The organism is Enterococcus sp. LJL128 (assembly GCF_056924295.1).
On the sequence record NZ_JBXPBP010000001.1, the window covers coordinates 109793 to 126500 of the forward strand.

Annotated in this window: 15 protein-coding genes; 5 read left to right on the top strand and 10 right to left on the bottom strand. The window is 39.1% G+C overall.

Features of this window, described 5'->3' with window-relative positions; all coding sequences use genetic code 11:
* Positions 1-122: 122 nt before the first annotated feature.
* Positions 123-1052 carry a mechanosensitive ion channel family protein gene (locus AC1Z3K_RS00565; protein WP_426081796.1) on the top strand — a complete coding sequence of 310 codons (930 nt, stop codon included), beginning with the start codon at positions 123-125 and terminating at the stop codon, positions 1050-1052.
* Between the two features lie 43 nt (positions 1053-1095).
* Here AC1Z3K_RS00565 and AC1Z3K_RS00570 read toward each other — a convergent pair whose 3' ends face one another.
* The 7 genes from AC1Z3K_RS00570 to racE all read right to left on the bottom strand — a co-directional run bounded on the left by AC1Z3K_RS00570 (position 1096) and on the right by racE (position 8413).
* Positions 1096-2394, bottom strand: a complete 1299-nt coding sequence (locus AC1Z3K_RS00570; protein ID WP_461731483.1) for an LPXTG cell wall anchor domain-containing protein — start codon at positions 2392-2394, stop codon at positions 1096-1098.
* 175 nt (positions 2395-2569) lie between these two features.
* Positions 2570-3697, bottom strand: coding sequence for an N-acetyldiaminopimelate deacetylase (locus tag AC1Z3K_RS00575; protein WP_461731484.1), 1128 nt, complete (start codon positions 3695-3697; stop codon positions 2570-2572).
* 275 nt (positions 3698-3972) lie between these two features.
* A complete protein-coding gene (gene dapD / locus AC1Z3K_RS00580; protein ID WP_461731485.1) occupies positions 3973-4674 on the bottom strand; it encodes a 2,3,4,5-tetrahydropyridine-2,6-dicarboxylate N-acetyltransferase in 702 nt (233 codons plus the stop codon).
* A 69-nt stretch (positions 4675-4743) separates the two neighbouring features.
* Positions 4744-5238 (bottom strand): cyclic-di-AMP-binding protein CbpB, encoded by a 495-nt coding sequence (gene cbpB, locus AC1Z3K_RS00585; RefSeq protein WP_426083008.1) that lies wholly within the window; start codon positions 5236-5238, stop codon positions 4744-4746.
* Between the two features lie 480 nt (positions 5239-5718).
* Positions 5719-6234 (bottom strand): metallophosphoesterase, encoded by a 516-nt coding sequence (locus AC1Z3K_RS00590; RefSeq protein WP_461731486.1) that lies wholly within the window; start codon positions 6232-6234, stop codon positions 5719-5721.
* 18 nt (positions 6235-6252) lie between these two features.
* A complete protein-coding gene (gene rph / locus AC1Z3K_RS00595) occupies positions 6253-7599 on the bottom strand; it encodes a ribonuclease PH (RefSeq protein ID WP_461731487.1) in 1347 nt (448 codons plus the stop codon).
* Between the two features lie 4 nt (positions 7600-7603).
* Positions 7604-8413: a glutamate racemase gene (racE, locus tag AC1Z3K_RS00600; protein WP_426083003.1), complete on the bottom strand. Its 810-nt coding sequence runs from the start codon at positions 8411-8413 to the stop codon at positions 7604-7606.
* 417 nt (positions 8414-8830) lie between these two features.
* Here racE and AC1Z3K_RS00605 point away from each other — a divergent pair, with 417 nt between their 5' ends.
* The 4 genes from AC1Z3K_RS00605 (at position 8831) to AC1Z3K_RS00620 (ending at position 11911) form a co-directional block, all read left to right on the top strand.
* The gene (locus AC1Z3K_RS00605) at positions 8831-9562 is read left to right on the top strand and encodes an amino acid ABC transporter ATP-binding protein (RefSeq protein ID WP_426083001.1); all 732 of its coding nucleotides are present in this window, start codon (positions 8831-8833) and stop codon (positions 9560-9562) included.
* 97 nt (positions 9563-9659) lie between these two features.
* Complete coding sequence (locus AC1Z3K_RS00610) at positions 9660-10469, top strand: transporter substrate-binding domain-containing protein (protein ID WP_426082999.1); 810 nt, start codon at positions 9660-9662, stop codon at positions 10467-10469.
* Positions 10470-10515: 46 nt separating this feature from the next.
* The gene (locus AC1Z3K_RS00615; RefSeq protein WP_426082998.1) at positions 10516-11244 is read left to right on the top strand and encodes an amino acid ABC transporter permease; all 729 of its coding nucleotides are present in this window, start codon (positions 10516-10518) and stop codon (positions 11242-11244) included.
* A gap of 10 nt (positions 11245-11254) precedes the next feature.
* The gene (locus AC1Z3K_RS00620) at positions 11255-11911 is read left to right on the top strand and encodes an amino acid ABC transporter permease (protein WP_426082996.1); all 657 of its coding nucleotides are present in this window, start codon (positions 11255-11257) and stop codon (positions 11909-11911) included.
* A 244-nt stretch (positions 11912-12155) separates the two neighbouring features.
* Here the strand turns inward: AC1Z3K_RS00620 and AC1Z3K_RS00625 are convergent, their stop codons facing one another.
* The 3 genes from AC1Z3K_RS00625 to pheT all read right to left on the bottom strand — a co-directional run bounded on the left by AC1Z3K_RS00625 (position 12156) and on the right by pheT (position 16705).
* Positions 12156-13376 carry a carboxylate--amine ligase gene (locus AC1Z3K_RS00625; RefSeq protein ID WP_461731488.1) on the bottom strand — a complete coding sequence of 407 codons (1221 nt, stop codon included), beginning with the start codon at positions 13374-13376 and terminating at the stop codon, positions 12156-12158.
* A gap of 29 nt (positions 13377-13405) precedes the next feature.
* Positions 13406-14059, bottom strand: coding sequence for a TetR/AcrR family transcriptional regulator (locus AC1Z3K_RS00630; protein ID WP_461731489.1), 654 nt, complete (start codon positions 14057-14059; stop codon positions 13406-13408).
* A gap of 222 nt (positions 14060-14281) precedes the next feature.
* Complete coding sequence (gene pheT / locus AC1Z3K_RS00635) at positions 14282-16705, bottom strand: phenylalanine--tRNA ligase subunit beta (protein WP_461731490.1); 2424 nt, start codon at positions 16703-16705, stop codon at positions 14282-14284.
* Between the last annotated feature and the right edge of the window lie 3 nt (positions 16706-16708).

Genomic DNA, 16708 nt, shown 5'->3' on the forward strand with positions numbered 1-16708 from the left:
ACATATTCTCTTATTGATTGTTAGATTTTTCTGAAAATTTTACTGAGAAAGCCAACAAAGCTGGCAGGTTTTCAACTTTTTGGGTAAAATAGAGAAAGTGTCATATTAAAGGAGGAAACACTATGTTTCTACTTCAACAAAGAACAACGTTACAGAGTACCACAGATTCATCAGGTCTATACATAACAGAAGAAACCGTAAAAAAAGTCAATGCTTTCCAACGGTACTGGCAGTCCATTGACTGGGATAAGATTACCGCAGTCATCATTGAAAAAGTCATTTATATTGCCTTTCTCATCCTTTTATTCTTATTAATTAATCGAATAGGTAAAGCCTTAATCAATCATTTATATAAAAATCAGATTGGTAAAAAGCAATCACTCAGCAATAGCCGTGTTAATACGCTGCATTTATTAACAAGAAATGCTTTTCAATACACGCTGTTTTTCTTTTTTATCTACTCCTTGTTAAGTGTCATTGGCGTACCGATTGGATCGCTGCTGGCTGGAGCAGGTATCGCCGGTGTCGCCATTGGTTTAGGAGCCCAAGGCTTTATGAATGATATCATTACTGGTTTTTTCATCATCCTTGAACAACAGATGGATGTAGGAGATTATATTCGTCTGCTAGCCTTGGATATTGAAGGAACGGTCACTTCTATTGGTCTGAGGACAACCCAGCTAAAGTCATTGGATGGTACCGTCCATTTTATTCCCAACCGCAGCATCGTAACAATCAGCAATCTTTCACGCTCCAATATTCAAGTTATGATTGATGTTCGCATTGTTCCAGAGGAAGGGATTGAGCAAATCCAACAAACAATCACTGAAGTAAATGAACGGCTTGCTGCCAAGCACGAAGAAGATATTCAGAATGGACCAACACTTTTTGGTATGGTTGATTTAGGTAACGGCAACTTTGCCATTCGTACGATTATGTATGTTCTCAATGGTAAACAGGCTTCCATTAAAGAAGATTTTCTTTCTCAATATGTCGTTGCTTTATCCGAAGCAGGCTTCAGTATTCCTAACAGCCCAATTACGATAAAATAAAAAAAAACTACCCATTGAAAAAGTGGGTAGTTTTTTAGCTGTTTTATTCAGTTTCTTTTTTCTTTAACAACAAGAAACCAGCGTAAGCAGCCATTGAGGTTCCAACAATCAATGCCACAGCACTCGACTCTTCACCTGTTGCAGGTAGTTGGTTTTCTGTTTTAGTAGTTGTATTCGTTAGCGGCAGAATGACCTGCTCTGGAGCGAGATTATTATGAACAACAGGTTGAACTATAGTCGCAGGAGGAACAACATTATTTATACCAGGCAATTCTTCTATAGTAGACAATGTTTTATATCTAAATACAAGTGTTTCTCCCCCTATAATAAACGTATATAAATAAGGAAAATCATTCGCTGTAATAGGATTACCTTCTATATCCAACAAATCGTCAAAACCAATTAATTCTCTATCAGAGAAAATTTGGGGATTAATCCAAATATGATCATCCCATTTTTTTCTGTGTGTCTCAGAATAAAACTGATTACCATTTTCGTCCACACATACAATATTCAAATCGTATTCCAATCTAGTATATTTTACATGGAATAATTCTGTTCCAGAATTACCGAAGATACCAGTTATAGGTCCGCCCTCATAAATATATCCTCTAATTTCCGGTGGATTAAATGTATACTTTTCTCCAGGAGTTCCAGTAATATATGGTACCGGATAACCTCCAGTAATGATATAATTTTGATCATCAACATAATTAAAGACAACACTTGTATCAGTTGGAAGAGATAATTCTACAGTTAGTACAGTCAAATCTGATGACAAATAACCTTGTACCGAACCACTAACTGCAGAATTATTTGAAGTAATACGTATATCTGAAATTGACGAAACAACATATCCTTTTGGTGCAGACATATTCCAAGGCTCTCCATCAAAACCTACAATTTCTTCCACATGAATCAAACTTCCATTGTGGATAAAATTAATTTTCATTGTTACTGCTGCAACTTTTTGAGTTGCAACTTCTTCAGCTGCCAGCTCTTCAACAACTTCCGGCAATACAGCTTCTTCTGTCGTTTCAGTTTCAACTGGCACCTCTGCCTCTTCTGTTGTTTCTTCAGTCGTTGTTTCTGTTTCTTCTGAACTTTCATCTTCTGTAGAAGACTCTTCTGTTGTTTCTGTCCCCTCAGTCAACTCAGAGCTTTCGGTTGTTTCTGTTGTTCCTTCTGGGAGTTCAGTCAACGAGTTTTCAATCGCTTCTTGTACAGCTTCACTGGAAGCTGCATCATAAGCAGGTGTTCCTTCAGCAAAAACTTGTTGTGCACTTAATACCGTTGGGCAACATAACGCTGCCAACGCAACACAATACAATACTTTTTTCATTTTTTCTCTCCTTAATGTCAAAGATACATATATTTTAGCATAGACATTTCCGGAAAGAAATAGATTTTTTACAAAATCACATTATAAACCGCCAATTTAAGCAATTTGTAGACAAAAAAGACCAGAGACACTTCATTAAGAAGCATATCTGGTTATTCTTTTTATAACATTTTACTCATTTATCTAATGACTGTAGAAAATTCCCAACATGTTCTACAGCAAATGGCAGGGCTTCTTCTTTGGGCTCAAACCGTTCAGAATGAAGCCCGTACAAGCTTTCCACTCCTAGCCAGAACATTGTTCCAGGCACTTTGGATAGCAAATAGCCGAAATCCTCACCGGTCATGGCAACCGGTGCCTTTTCAAATACAACATCCTGCTCATCCTGCATAAACTGAACAAACGTTTCTGTTGTTTTCTGATTATTAATTACTGGTAAATAGCCTTTCTGATCAAGAATCACATCTATTTCACAATTAAAAGACTGACTGATGCCGGCTGCCAGTTCTCTAATTCTTCGCTGAGTCAAAACATTGCTCTCATCAGTCAATGTGCGAATAGTTCCAGTGATCCTCGCTTCCCCTGCTATTACATTATTCGTTGTTCCAGCGTTAAAAGTACCGAACGTCACAACTCCGCCTTCCACAGGGTTAACGTTTCTACTGATAATCGTCTGCGCCTGCTGCACAAAATTAGTCGCTGCGATAATCATATCATTCGCTACATTTGGAAATGCCGCATGGCCGCTTTTCCCCTTAAAATGAAGCCTAACTTCACAAGTCGCGGCAAAAAGCGTACCGCTTCTGGTTGCCACCGTTCCTACTGGTAAATCAGGATTCACATGTAAGGCATAGAATTCATCTGGAAGCCAATCGCCAAAGACACCTGCTTCATACATCAGCATCCCTCCTGCTTCATTTTCTTCCGCAGGCTGAAAAAGGAATAGATAATTATTCTTCGGCTGTTCTCTAGACAGTTTTTCCATCAAGCCTAAACCAATGGTCATATGAAAATCATGACCACAGGCATGCATTTTCCCTTCATGTACTGAACGAAAATCTGATAGAACCTCTTCTGTAATAGGCAAGCCGTCAATATCCGCACGCCAGCCAATCGTTTTTTCAGGATTATAGCCCTGAACGAAAACTAGTGTACCTGTCTGCCAGGTTTTTATCTTCATATACGAGGTTTTAACAGCGTTAATCTCTGCCAATAGATAGCGCTGCGTCTCAACTTCTTCAAGACCAATTTCCGGAATTTGATGAAGTGCTCTTCTAATCTCACTTAACCGTTCCTGTATCACATTCTTTTCTCCATTCTAACCGACTATAATGGTATCTCCGATAGACAAATAGAGCATTCTTATCCCCTTGTCTCCCTAAAATCAAATAAACGGTGTGCCAGAAGCCATCTCTTCGGCAATAAGGCAAACTAACTATACTGAGAACTGGGGAAGCACCTGTTTGCTGTTAATCACCAGCTACTCGATTCCTTCACAGTGTCTCTTAACAATTTTCGATATAGTCCGCTTTATTTCTTGAGACAGAACACTCCGGTCACAACCTCTAGCTTTGATGCTTATAATTTTCGCAGTTCATCCATCATATTTGTCTTGCCTTTTGTTTTTTCATCAATGTCTTTAATCTTTCTCGCCGGCACACCAGCAACAACGGTATTTGGAGCAACGTCATCTACAACAATCGCTCCCGCAGCGACCACTGCTCCTGCTCCGACACGAATTCCTTCTAAAACGACTGCATTTGCGCCAATCAATACATTGTCCTCAATAACTACTGGCTCTGCACTAGGCGGTTCAATCACTCCAGCGAGCACAGTTCCTGCCCCAATATGACAGTTTTTCCCAACAGTAGCTCGTCCGCCAAGTATAGCACCCATATCAATCATTGTTCCTTCACCAATCACAGCACCAATATTAATGATTGCACCCATCATAACTACTGCATGATCACCGATTTCTACTTGATCTCGAATGATAGCTCCCGGTTCAATTCGTGCATTGATTTCTTTCGTATCTAATAAAGGAATTGCGGAATTACGGCTGTCATTTTCAACAACATAATCTTCTATTACTTCTTTATGCGTTTCTAAAAACGGCTGAATAACCGACCAGTCTCCAAACAAGGTTCCTGTTTTGCAATTTGTAAAAGCTTTAACACCTGTTGGATATATCAGTTCCTTCAATCGCCCTTTTAGCGTTACTTTAACTGGTGTTTTCTTTTCTGCATTCCCGATGTAACTAATAATTTCATACGCATCCATCCCGTTAACTCCCTTCAGTTTCTAACAAACAGCATAACAAATAAGCAGCTAAAAGTGAATCAGCAGCAACTAGATTGCCTGACCTTCCTCGTCTTCATTCATTTTAGGCAAAACGATATTATGCTTTTCCAATTCATGTGCCATATGGTTGACAGCCTTCAGCAGTTCTTTTCTAGTAATGATTCCTTTAAAGCATTGATTGTCGTCAACAACCGGCAAGAAGGGAGAATCTACCAGTAAATGCAGGATATCTTCTAAATCCCAGTTCTCGCCAATTACAGCTACACCGACTTCCATAACATCTGCAACAGTAAATTCCTGTAGTTTTTCCAAATCGACAGAAGTTAAATCGAACATCTTATCCACTACATCAGCTAAACTAATCAATCCAACGAAACGATCTCCTTTGTCTAATACAGGAATCTTCGAATACCTTACCTGTGATAAGACAAGCAGCGCGTGGTTCAGCGGATTTAAGCACATCACATTTGCAACATTCTCTGCTGGTATCATAAATGTTTCTTTTTTTTCAAGTAATAATTCTTTAACAGCATTTCCAATCATTGGAGTGCCTCCATTTCGTTTTTTACCCTACAAGTTACATTGTACAAAAAAGAAAGTCGAATGTCTTCAAATTCGCAGTTTTTTCACATTCGTTTAAAAAATTTTACATTTCAGTTCCCCTTGACTTTTTTACGGAAAAACATCTGTATTTCTTATAGTTCTTCATTTGCTGTTCTGATGGAAAGACAATTACTCCACAATATATATAATATAATCGTAGTAAAAAACTATTTTAAAGCGCTTTCTAGATAGCTGTAAAATACCAAACTATAATTTTGAGTGTCCTGTCGTTTAACTATAAAAAAGGGAAAACAATAAATTCCCACCTCTTAGTACATCCAAATCCGAAGCAAAGACAAGCCCCAAAGCTGTTCATTCGGAAATAAGCCGTACTATACAAAAATGACTCCACATGGACATTTTCAATACAGTACAGCCTTTTTCTTGAAGCAAAACATTTTTGAACTAGCATTTCTCTTATTATTTGTTAAATTTAAAGTGAAGTTTTGAAACAGCTTCAAAATTGCGGTCATAATACTGAACCTCAAAGTTATCTGCTGTACTTTCAATCAGTGCGTAGGACTGTATCTGAATCGGTCCTCTTGGCAAACGGATACTACCGGGATTTAAAAACAAGCAGTTCTGTCTCATTTCACAGCCGATTTCATGTGTATGACCAAACAAAGCAATTGTTGCACCAGCTTCTTCCGCCTGTAAAGACAGCTGATTCAGACCAAAACGAACATTGGAAAGATGTCCGTGGGTCATGAAAATGATGTCTTGCCCTGTATTTTTTACAGCTGTATCAGGAAATCCAGGACCGTAATCACAGTTCCCTTTTACTACCGCAGTAAAATAATCCCAGAGATGATCTGACGCTTCAAGTTCAGAATCACCACAGTGAAACATTTCATCAACTTCATCCTTATATCGGTTGACCAGCTGAACTAAGATATCCCGGTCACCATGATTATCACTTACTACTAAATACTTCATCTATTTCCTCCTGTCGGTTTAGTTCTTCAGCCAGCTTTCCCATTCATTTTTTAGTTTGGCAACAGCCTTCCCGCGATGACTGATTTCATTTTTCACTTCTGAAGGAAGCTCTGCAGCTGTTTTTCCTTGTTCAGGGACAAAAAACAGTGGATCATAGCCAAAACCATTTTCTCCTCTTGGAATCGTACCGATTTGCCCTTCCCAGTCCTCTTCCACCACAAGACTTTCTTTATCTGGAGCCGCAAAAACCAATGTACAATGGAAACGGGCTGTTCGTTTGTCTTTAGGAATTTCTGTCATTTCATGCAATAGTTTGGCGTTGTTGGCGGCATCACTCTTAGGCTCCCCAGCAAAACGAGCAGAATAAACCCCAGGCATCCCATGCAGTGCATCTACAATTAATCCAGAATCATCGGCCAAAACTGGTTGTTGTAAAATTGAAGCAATTGTTTCTGCTTTTAGCCGGGCATTTTCTTCAAAGGTTGTGCCAGTCTCTTCCACATCAGGAAGCTCTGGATAATCCAGTAGTGTTTTTACAGCATAGCCTTTAGAAGCAAACAAACGTTTAAACTCTGCCGCTTTGCCTGGATTAGCAGTCGCTATGACAATTGTTTTTTCATCTGCAGTATTCTCTACTTGAGTAGATTGAAACAAAACATTTTTTTGCTCCCCTATTAGTTCACTGATTCCCGTTTTTCCATAAAAGAGCATGCTGTTCAGCTCTTCACCAGAAAAAGTTGCTTCTTCCCCTGTTCCCTGAATCTCCACAAATTCTCCTGATTCAGTCATTACTAAATTCATATCAACTTTTGCTGAAAAATCTTCTTCATAATCTAAATCAAGTACACAGTGACCATCTGGTAGAATTCCTACGCTGACAGCAGCTAAGTGCTCCTTGATTGGATCTTCCGCCAATACACCAGTATGGAACAGCTTATCTACAGCTAAACGCATAGCCACAAACGCACCAGTAATACTTGCAGTACGCGTACCGCCGTCCGCCTGAACAACATCACAGTCAACAATAATACTACGTTCGCCTAACGCTTCCAAATGAATGACAGAGCGTAACGAACGGCCAATTAGCCGCTGAATTTCCATTGTTCTTCCAGAGAGCTTACCTTTCGCACTTTCTCGTATGTTTCTAGTATTTGTTGCTCTAGGAAGCATGCTGTATTCTGCGGTCACCCAGCCGGTTCCTTGTCCTCTCAAAAAGGGCGGAACTTTTTCCTCAACGGTTGCCGAGCAAATCACTTTTGTATCGCCAAATGAAATAAGTACAGAGCCTTCAGGATGTTTGAAGACATTTGTTTCAATCGTTATTTTCCGCAGCTGGCGTTCATTTCTTCCGTCATGTCTAATCATATCTCTATCTCTCCTCCAGTTTTACATGGTATGCATCAATCGTTTCCAGTTCAAGCCAGTCATTGGCAATCTTTTTAAACATGGCTGCTGAACCAGTTGTATAAAATTCATTTAGCGGCTGAACGGACTGAGGTGCAGCGGATAAGTTAAAGTAATCCAACAGCACGCTGACTTCACTTACTGTTTCTGCTCCAGAATCAATCAGCTTCATTTGACTGCCCATAAAATTTTGGATTAAGGGCCGCAGTAAGGGATAATGAGTACAGCCTAATATTAATGTATCCAACCCTTTATTTTTTAGTGGCCTTAGTGTTTCAGACACAACTTTTTTTGCTACAGAAGAGTGATATTCACTACTTTCTACAATCGGTACAAACTTTGGACAAGCCAAACTTGTAACTTGAACAGCAGGTACTTTTCCCTGCATGGTAAACTTATAGGAACCGCTCTTAATAGTACCTACAGTGCCTATTACACCAACCTTATTGATTTTAGTGGCTTTTAGTGCAGCTCTTGATCCTGGAAGTATCACACCTACAACAGGTATATCCAGCTTTTCTTTTATTTCTTCCAAGGCAACAGCTGTTGCTGTATTACAGGCAATAACCAGCATCTTAATATTTTTCTTCAATAGAAAAGAAGTCATTTCCCAAGTAAACTGAACCACCTGTTCTGCTGGACGAGGACCATAGGGACAACGTGCTGTATCACCTAAATAAATCAACCGTTCATTCGGCAGCTGTTTCATTGCCTCTTTCATAACCGTTAATCCGCCCACACCGGAATCAATAAATCCAATTGCTCCATTATTCATCTATATCAAACCTTTATCATTTTTTTCAATACCCTTATTCTCTACTTTTTCAAAGACTTTTTCAAGCATTAATCCTCTATTCTCATTTTATCCTACCATACTATAAGCAGATTTTTCTTCGTTCAGTTTTCACAAAAAAACTAGTATTCCTTAAAAACTTATGTTATAATTTCTAACATTAACAAAAGAAAAGAATTATGATAAAAGCATTAACTTTTAAGTATAAATGTTTTTACATTAGTGAAAACAATCTGTTTTTATTAAATTATCATTAAAATAGCCAGTATCCGACTAGTCAAAGCAACTATTCTGAATGAAATGCTCCTCTGATTTTTCCTTCCTTCTCTTTCTTTTCGTTATTTTTCATCACATTTCATACCTCAGAATAGATACTATTATACATAAAGGAGAACGTTTATGATTTCATTAGAACATGTTAACAAATACTTTGGGGACCATCATGTGCTAAAGGATATTTCCTTTTCAGTTGCAGAGGGTGAAAAAATTGTTATTATTGGTCCTTCCGGCTCTGGAAAAAGTACATTAATCCGCTGTATCAATCGTCTGGAAAAAGTAACTGATGGACATATCCTAATCAACGGTACAGACATAACTGAACCAAAAGCACCTATTCAAGAAATTCGGCAAAAGGTCGCTATGGTCTTTCAGAACTTCAATTTATATGCCCATAAAACAATTATTGACAATCTTACCTTAGCGCCAATCAAAGTTAAGGGCATCAGTAAAGAAGAAGCCACTAGAACAGGGATGGAATATTTAGAGCGTGTTGGTTTGGCGGATAAAGCAAAAGCCTTTCCTGCCCAGCTATCTGGGGGACAGCAGCAGCGTGTGGCAATTGCCCGCGTACTAAACATGCATCCTGAAGTTATCTTATTTGATGAACCAACTTCTGCCCTTGATCCGGAAATGATTCAGGAAGTTCTAGATGTAATGGTTGATCTTTCAAAACAGAATATTACGATGATTTGTGTTACACACGAAATGGGCTTTGCCCGTCAGGTGGCAGATAAAGTCATTTTTATGGATGACGGACAAATTGTTGAAACCGGCACTCCAGAACACTTCTTTACAAACACCCAGAATGAGCGGGCAAAAGAATTTTTGAGTAAAATTATTCATAATTCCTAAAGGCTGCTCTTTTCAATGTAATTGTAGTAATTTACAGAAATTAGTTTTTAATCACTTTACATTAGTTTATTGTTAAAAAATTAGGAGGTAGTTTATTATGAAAAAAACTAAAAAAATACTGGGCGGCTTATCACTTCTTCTTTTACTGGGATTAGTTACAGCCTGCGGCGGCGGTGAAGATGCTGCGTCAAACTCAGGTGCTTCAGCGCTAGATAAAATTAAGGATGCCGGCGTAATAAAAGTTGGAATTAAAGAAGATGTACCTAACTTTGGCTATATGAACCCAGATACAAACAAAAATGAAGGAATGGAACCTGACATTGCACGCAAAATTGCGAAAGAACTAACTGGTAGTGAAGATAATGTCGAATTTGTCGGAGTAACCGCAAAAACGAGAGGTCCGTTATTGGATAATGGCGAAATTGATATGGTTATTGCAACTTTTACGATTACAGATGAACGGAAAGAAACCTACAATTTCACTACACCTTACTATCAGGACGAGGTTGGCTTTTTAGTCAGAAAAGCGGATGGATTAACTGATACAGCGAGCCTTGACGGTAAAACAATTGGTGTAGCACAATCTGCAACAACTAAAGAAGCGATTATTGCAGAAGGTGAAAAGCTGGGTGTCTCTTTTAACTTCCAAGAGCTAGGTTCTTATCCCGAACTGAAAACAGCATTAACTTCTAAACGCATTGATGCTTTCTCTGTTGATAAATCTATTCTGTCTGGTTATGTTGATGACAGTACAGAAATTTTAGCAGATGGTTTTTCTCCGCAGGAATACGGTATCGCAACGAAAAAATCCAACACTGAACTAAATGATAAATTAAATGATTTGATTACAAAATGGCAGGATGACGGATCATTAGAAGAAATCTACAAGGCATGGAACCTGAAGTAAGCTTCTACTTCACCAGCGTTTTGTATGGATGTAGGAGGGAAATTATATGCCATCTTTTATAGCTACCGCCTCATGGATGACTGAAGGGCCATTTGCTCTTCATCGCTGGCAGGCTGTTTTAACAGATTGGCGTTTGTTTGCAGACGCCTTCCTGTATACTATTTTAATTTCATTAGGCGCCCTCGCTTTGGCTTTGTTTTTAGGGATTTTCTTCGGAAGCCTATCAGCAACTAACAGCCGAGTGTTGAAAGGAATCACCCGCGTCTATGTTGAGTTCTTTCAAAACACACCACTGCTGATTCAATTTGTGGTGGTATACTATGGTTTGCCAATGATTATGATTAACGGTAATCCTGTCTTCACCTTTTCAGCCACAACTACGGCTATTCTCTGTGTGGGACTTTATCACGGCGCCTACATTTCAGAAGTTGTTCGTTCTGGTATCGGAGCCGTTCCAAAAGGACAGTTCGAAGCAGCCTATTCGCAGGGTTTTTCTTATAGCGAAGCGATGCGGTATGTTATCTTACCTCAAGCTTGGAAAATTATGCTGCCTCCTTTAACAAATCAGGTAGTTAACTTAATCAAGAATACGTCGACAGTAGCTATTATTTCCGGTGCAGATGTCATGTTTACCGCTAATAGCTGGTCCTCGGTCAATCTGAATTATATTCCTGCCTTTGCAGTTGCTGGTCTTCTCTATTTTATTCTTTGCTTCCCATTAGCAACACTAGCAAGAAGACTGGAAGAAAATAATAAGAAAGCATACAGCAGATAGGAGGGGACATATGTCAGAACAAATTAGTCAAATTTTTACCGCTAATAATTTGAAATTTTTATGGAATGGTTTACAACTGACGCTTTATATTTCCTTTGTTGCCATTCTCCTGAGTACAATTTTCGGCACAGTCCTTGCTGTATGTCGAAATCAAAAACGGGGACCATTAAAATTTCTGGCAAGTCTCTATATTGAAATTGTCCGAAATATCCCCAACCTACTTTGGATTTATGTTATTTTCCTGATTTTCAAAATAAAATCAACACCCGCTGGAATCGTCAGCTTTACTGTTTTCACCACAGCAGCTCTTGCAGAAATCATTCGCGGCGGATTGAATGGCGTTGATAATGGTCAAAAGGAAGCCGCTCGTTCTCAAGGATTCAGTAAGTTTCAAATCCTTCTTTACATTGTATTGCCGCAGGCGATTCGTAATGTATTGCCGGCAATTATTTCACAGTTTGTTACAGTGATTAAGGATACTAGCTTCCTCTATTCAGTTATTGCCTTACAGGAACTTTTCGGTAAATCCTATATACTTATGGGACGCTATGCGCAAACGTCTCAGGTTTTTGCGATTTATGGACTGGTCGCACTAATCTACTTTGCCATTAATTTTTCAATCTCACAATTTTCAAGATGGCTTTCCCGAAACTGGGTTAAAGGTTAATAAAAAATTGAGATAAATAGCCAACGAGTGAAAGTCAGATTTCTCTGCTTTTCAGCCGTTGGCTTTTCTTTTTTATTTGAGGTTGAGGTAAAGACGGGTTGCTTCAAGCACCAGGTAGGTATCAATCAGCAGCTACTTGGTTTCCTCGTAGTGTTTCTTGACAATTTTCAGATTACCTTCTTATTGCTATGAAACACAGTGAGAGAAGAGCTGATGTTAAACAGTGCCTACTTGGTTCTCGGAGCTAAACACTTTTGTCACAACCTCCTTCAGCGATTTTCTGAATTATCTCTGGCGACAGACTATAGTTGTTAACCGCCTGTGCTGTCATCTTTCTATGCACCTTCGGATTCATCAGAAAAATGATAAAAGCAACCATTAAAGGCAGCAAGCTCGGCAGATCATTCAATGGAGTTAAAACCTCTCTACTCTCTTTAAACATACCTTTATGGAATAAACAACTGAAAAATATTTTAAGTATTTCCAACCTGCTTTCCGTCTTTTCAGCAGTGCCCATAAGTAATGCAAGGGTGCTATGTGTTTTAACGCCGGCTTTCCCTATTCTTAATGGCTGGTCAGTAAATTCCTGCTTTTCATTTAACCCAATCAATAGCTCAGGAAAATTTACACCAGCTGCTGCCGCATTGCCTGGCTCAACCATCCGCGGATTGCATTCAATAAATAATAATTGATGCTTATTCTTAATAAAATCAAATGTAATTCCACCATTCCAGCCTGTATGCCGGCCGAAAGCATTTAACTGCTGAATAGCTTCTGTACTATCACAGCTGATTCGAGCTGCTGCCGAGCCGCCGGGACCAATACCCGTTTGTTGTGAACTATGAACAGCAATCAACTTCCCTTCTTCAAACAAGGCCTGTACTTGTCCGTAGGTACCGCTTACATTTTTTTGAATCATTAAATCGCTCACTTTGATTCCCTTTTCCGCAAAAACCTGCATCTCTTCTTCAAGCTCTTGAGGGTTATGAATCTTCACCACACCTCTGCCTGCAGTGCTGAAATCAGCTTTCAGCCAACAGGGGAATTCTGACCAGCTGGCTCGGTTTTCAGCCAGACACCATTGTGGTTGAGGAAAATGAATCTGCTCACTTAATTGAGCAAACTGACGCTTTCCTTCAACCTTTTCAAAAGCATCCTTTGAAGCAGTGTAAACTGGAAGACCTTTTAAATAGTTCTTAGTCCAGGCAAAAAGCCAGATTTCTTCATGAGTAGGTAAAAGACAGGTATAGTGGTTCTGTTCATGTCGTGTACTGATTTCTTTTAAAAATGCTTTCGGCTCGTTTACCCGATATCCTGAAAAATAATGTCTACGCCACTTGGAAAAACGGCTAATTGACCACTTTGATGCCCCCATTACATCTACAATCACTCCTGCTTTTTTTAACACAGTCAATGTTTCTCTAGATGTTAAGCTGGCTCCCTCTGACATTAAAATTTTTTTCATGCTGCTTCCTCCTTTCAAACAATCCTTCGTTAGTATAAAAGATACGCGTGTGTCAGCATGTCTTTTAAAACCTGACGGATGGACGAAATCTCATAATCCTCTTCAATAAAAGCCTCGTACTTCTTGTAGATAACCATTCGCGCGATACTTTCAATCACTAGCTCCACATGGTAAGTTTGGTGTGTCAGTTGTCGAATCCTGCCTGCTTTCATTTCTCTATCAAAAAATAGCTCTACGTAAGAAAACAGCTGATAACGATACTTTCTATAGATTTCTGTAAGTAGGGGATCTACTTCTTTATTTTTCTCAATCATTAGAAAAACAGCCCTATATTCAGTCATTCGGTCAATCAAACGATTAATTAGCTCTTCAAATCGGCATTCTTCCCTCAAAATATTCTTTTTTAACTCTGTGTCCTGTTCTTCAAAGGTTTTTTCAATCATTTTATGCAAACTCGATTGCTCCATTTCTACGATGGGAAAGGTTGGTTCCTCTGCTATTTTTAAATGAACGAAAAATAGGTAATTCCAAATCGCTTCTTTGCTAGTAAAATAATTATAAACCGTTCCAGTTGCTATCCCTGCGTTTTCAGCAATATTACTAATTTTTGTCTGACGAAATCCCTGTCTGATAAATAATGAAACAGCAGCTGCTGTTACTTGTTCTAATACATGCTTCTTCATAATATAGTCCTCCTTACTAAATATGAATGAATGGTTCATTCATATTTAGCTTACACGATTTTTATAAGAAATTCAAGAAAAAAAGCGCTTGAGACATAATTAAATGCTCAAACGCTTCTTTTAATCATTTCTACATGACTCGTGAGACAAAGTACTTATCTGTATTAAATAGCGACAAATCAAGCCGCAGAAGCCCTCATAGATAACTTCTAGCTAATAGACCTAGCGAATAGTTACACTGAACTTCTCAGTTAATGCTTTCTCAATTTTCTTCATTGCACTATTCACTTCTTCCTCAACCAAGGTTGCCTCAGAGTTGGCAAATGTCAGACTGTATGCCATTGATTTCATGCCAGAATCAATATTAGCTCCCTGATATACATCGAAAAGATGAACATTTTTTAGGAACCGGCCAGCATTTTCCCAAATACAGCTTGTCAATTCCTGATTTGTCACGGTCTCCGCAACTAGCAGAGCTACATCACGACTTACTTCCGGGAATTTAGAAACAGCTTGAAAGACAAATTCTTCTTTTTCAGCAGCAAGCAGTCCGCGCAGATTCAGCTCAGCAACATATGTTTCTGGAATATCATACGCTTTAGCGGCTAAAGGATGAATCTGACCGATAAAACCAATAGTTTTTTCATTTAGCTTGATATAAGCTGTTCTCCCCGGGTGCATTTCAGACAGTTCAGCTGTTCCTTCAAATGTTATTCCAGATTGATAACCAGTTGTTTCAAACAAGTTATCCAGCATCCCCTTCAATGTATAAAAATCTACTGCTGAAGCAGTTGTCTGCCAATCCTTATCCAAACGATTTCCAGTCACTGCAATGGCTAAGTGATTTTCTTCATCAGGCAGGTTTTTTAACGGATCATTTTCCTGATAGAACACTCTGCCTACCTCATATAGTGAGACGTTACTATTTTTGCGGGCAACGTTATAATTTATATCATCTAGCAAACCAGAAATCAGATTCATACGCAAAACTGAACGTTCTTCGCTCATCGGCCAGTTCAGCTTTGTTGGCTGGCTTTCTTTTAATGAAAACTGTCTCGCTTTCTCTTCTGTAGTTAACGCGTAGCTGATGGCTTCACTTACACCATAGCCTTCCAGCATTCCCTTTAGCTTACGGACAAAACGCTGATCTTCAGTCAAACCGGCTGCAACAGTCTCTCCTTTTGGCAAGGTAGACGGCAGTTTGTCATACCCATAGATTCGAGCAATTTCTTCGATTAAATCAGCTTCAATCGTAATATCCCATCTCCGGGAAGGAACAGTTACATAAAATACCTCATTTTCAGAAGTATATTCAAAAGCCAACGCTTCAAAAATTTCTTCAATCTCTTTCTCAGTCAACGCTGTACCTAAGTACTGATTGGCCCGTTCAACAGAAACACTGACTACGGGTTCTTCAACAGTTACCTCACTACCAATACTTTTCCCAGAAACTACAGTTCCTCCAGAAAGCTCAGCAATCATCGCTGCAGCGGCATCGCCTGCTGCTCCTACAGTGCCTTTATTAATCCCTTTTTCAAAGCGGCTGGATGATTCACTACGCAGATTGAACTGTTTGGAAGTTTTTCGAATGGACAAAGAATCAAACAAAGCGGATTCCAAGGCTACAGTTGTTGTTTCTCCTGTAATTTCAGAATTAGCACCGCCCATAACTCCAGCTAACGCAACCGGAACTTCACCATTTGTAATAACCAGATTTTCTGATGAAAGCTGACGCTCGCCTCCATCGAGAGTAGTCATTTTTTCCTGTTCCTTGGCACGTCGAACCAGAATTTTTTTACTGTTTAGCTTATCATAATCAAACGCATGAAGCGGCTGACCAAATAAGAGTAAAATGTAGTTTGTTACATCAACCACATTATTGATTGGACGAATCCCTTCATTCATCAAGCAGGTTTGAAGCCACAATGGGCTTTCCTGAATTTTCACATCTTTAATAATTCGAATTTGATAAGCTGGCGCATCTGCTTTATCGGCTACTTCAACTGAAACATAATCTGCCGCAGTTTCACTTGTATCTTCTTTCAAAGCAAATTCTTCAAAAACAGGTGTTTGACGATAAATCGCACCGGCTTCATAAGCAACCCCGCGCATGCTCAGTGCATCCGCCCGGTTCGGTGTAATAGACAGCTCAATAATCGCATCATCCATATCGAGATAAGGAAAGACAGCCGTACCGTTAACAGCCTCTTGAGGCAAGTAGTAGATTCCTTCCGCATAAGCTTTAGGAATAACATTTTCTGAGTAGCCAAGCTCTTGCAGAGAGCAAATCATTCCATTGGAAACTTCTCCCCGCATTTTACCTTTTTTGATTTTTTGATTGCCGGTAATTCGTGCACCAGGTAAAGCAACGATAACTTTAATTCCAGCTTTCACGTTAGGAGCGCCGCAAACAATTTGCGAAAGCTCTTCTTCCCCGATATCTACCTGACAAATGGACAAATGATCAGAATTAGGGTGAGGAATGCATTCCTTCACTTCTCCAACCACAATCTTTTTCAATCCCTCTTCGGGAATTTCAATACCTTCAACTTCAATGCCGGTGACCGACATTTTATCTGCAAGCTCTTTTGGTGTTACTTTTGATAAATTCAGATATTTACTCAGCCATTTATATGAAACTAACATAGA

What these genes read in the sequence shown, in the direction of transcription:
- rph (WP_461731487.1), bottom strand. Translation starts at nt 7,599, where the DNA reads ATGATTAGACATGACGGAAGAAATGAACGCCAGCTGCGGAAAATAACG.
- AC1Z3K_RS00615 (WP_426082998.1), top strand. Translation starts at nt 10,516, where the DNA reads ATGCCATCTTTTATAGCTACCGCCTCATGGATGACTGAAGGGCCATTT.
- AC1Z3K_RS00625 (WP_461731488.1), bottom strand. Translation starts at nt 13,376, where the DNA reads ATGAAAAAAATTTTAATGTCAGAGGGAGCCAGCTTAACATCTAGAGAA.
- AC1Z3K_RS00570 (WP_461731483.1), bottom strand. Translation starts at nt 2,394, where the DNA reads ATGAAAAAAGTATTGTATTGTGTTGCGTTGGCAGCGTTATGTTGCCCA.
- AC1Z3K_RS00590 (WP_461731486.1), bottom strand. Translation starts at nt 6,234, where the DNA reads ATGAAGTATTTAGTAGTAAGTGATAATCATGGTGACCGGGATATCTTA.
- AC1Z3K_RS00610 (WP_426082999.1), top strand. Translation starts at nt 9,660, where the DNA reads ATGAAAAAAACTAAAAAAATACTGGGCGGCTTATCACTTCTTCTTTTA.
- dapD (WP_461731485.1), bottom strand. Translation starts at nt 4,674, where the DNA reads ATGGATGCGTATGAAATTATTAGTTACATCGGGAATGCAGAAAAGAAA.
- racE (WP_426083003.1), bottom strand. Translation starts at nt 8,413, where the DNA reads ATGAATAATGGAGCAATTGGATTTATTGATTCCGGTGTGGGCGGATTA.
- AC1Z3K_RS00565 (WP_426081796.1), top strand. Translation starts at nt 123, where the DNA reads ATGTTTCTACTTCAACAAAGAACAACGTTACAGAGTACCACAGATTCA.
- pheT (WP_461731490.1), bottom strand. Translation starts at nt 16,705, where the DNA reads ATGTTAGTTTCATATAAATGGCTGAGTAAATATCTGAATTTATCAAAA.
- AC1Z3K_RS00605 (WP_426083001.1), top strand. Translation starts at nt 8,831, where the DNA reads ATGATTTCATTAGAACATGTTAACAAATACTTTGGGGACCATCATGTG.
- AC1Z3K_RS00630 (WP_461731489.1), bottom strand. Translation starts at nt 14,059, where the DNA reads ATGAAGAAGCATGTATTAGAACAAGTAACAGCAGCTGCTGTTTCATTA.
- cbpB (WP_426083008.1), bottom strand. Translation starts at nt 5,238, where the DNA reads ATGATTGGAAATGCTGTTAAAGAATTATTACTTGAAAAAAAAGAAACA.
- AC1Z3K_RS00620 (WP_426082996.1), top strand. Translation starts at nt 11,255, where the DNA reads ATGTCAGAACAAATTAGTCAAATTTTTACCGCTAATAATTTGAAATTT.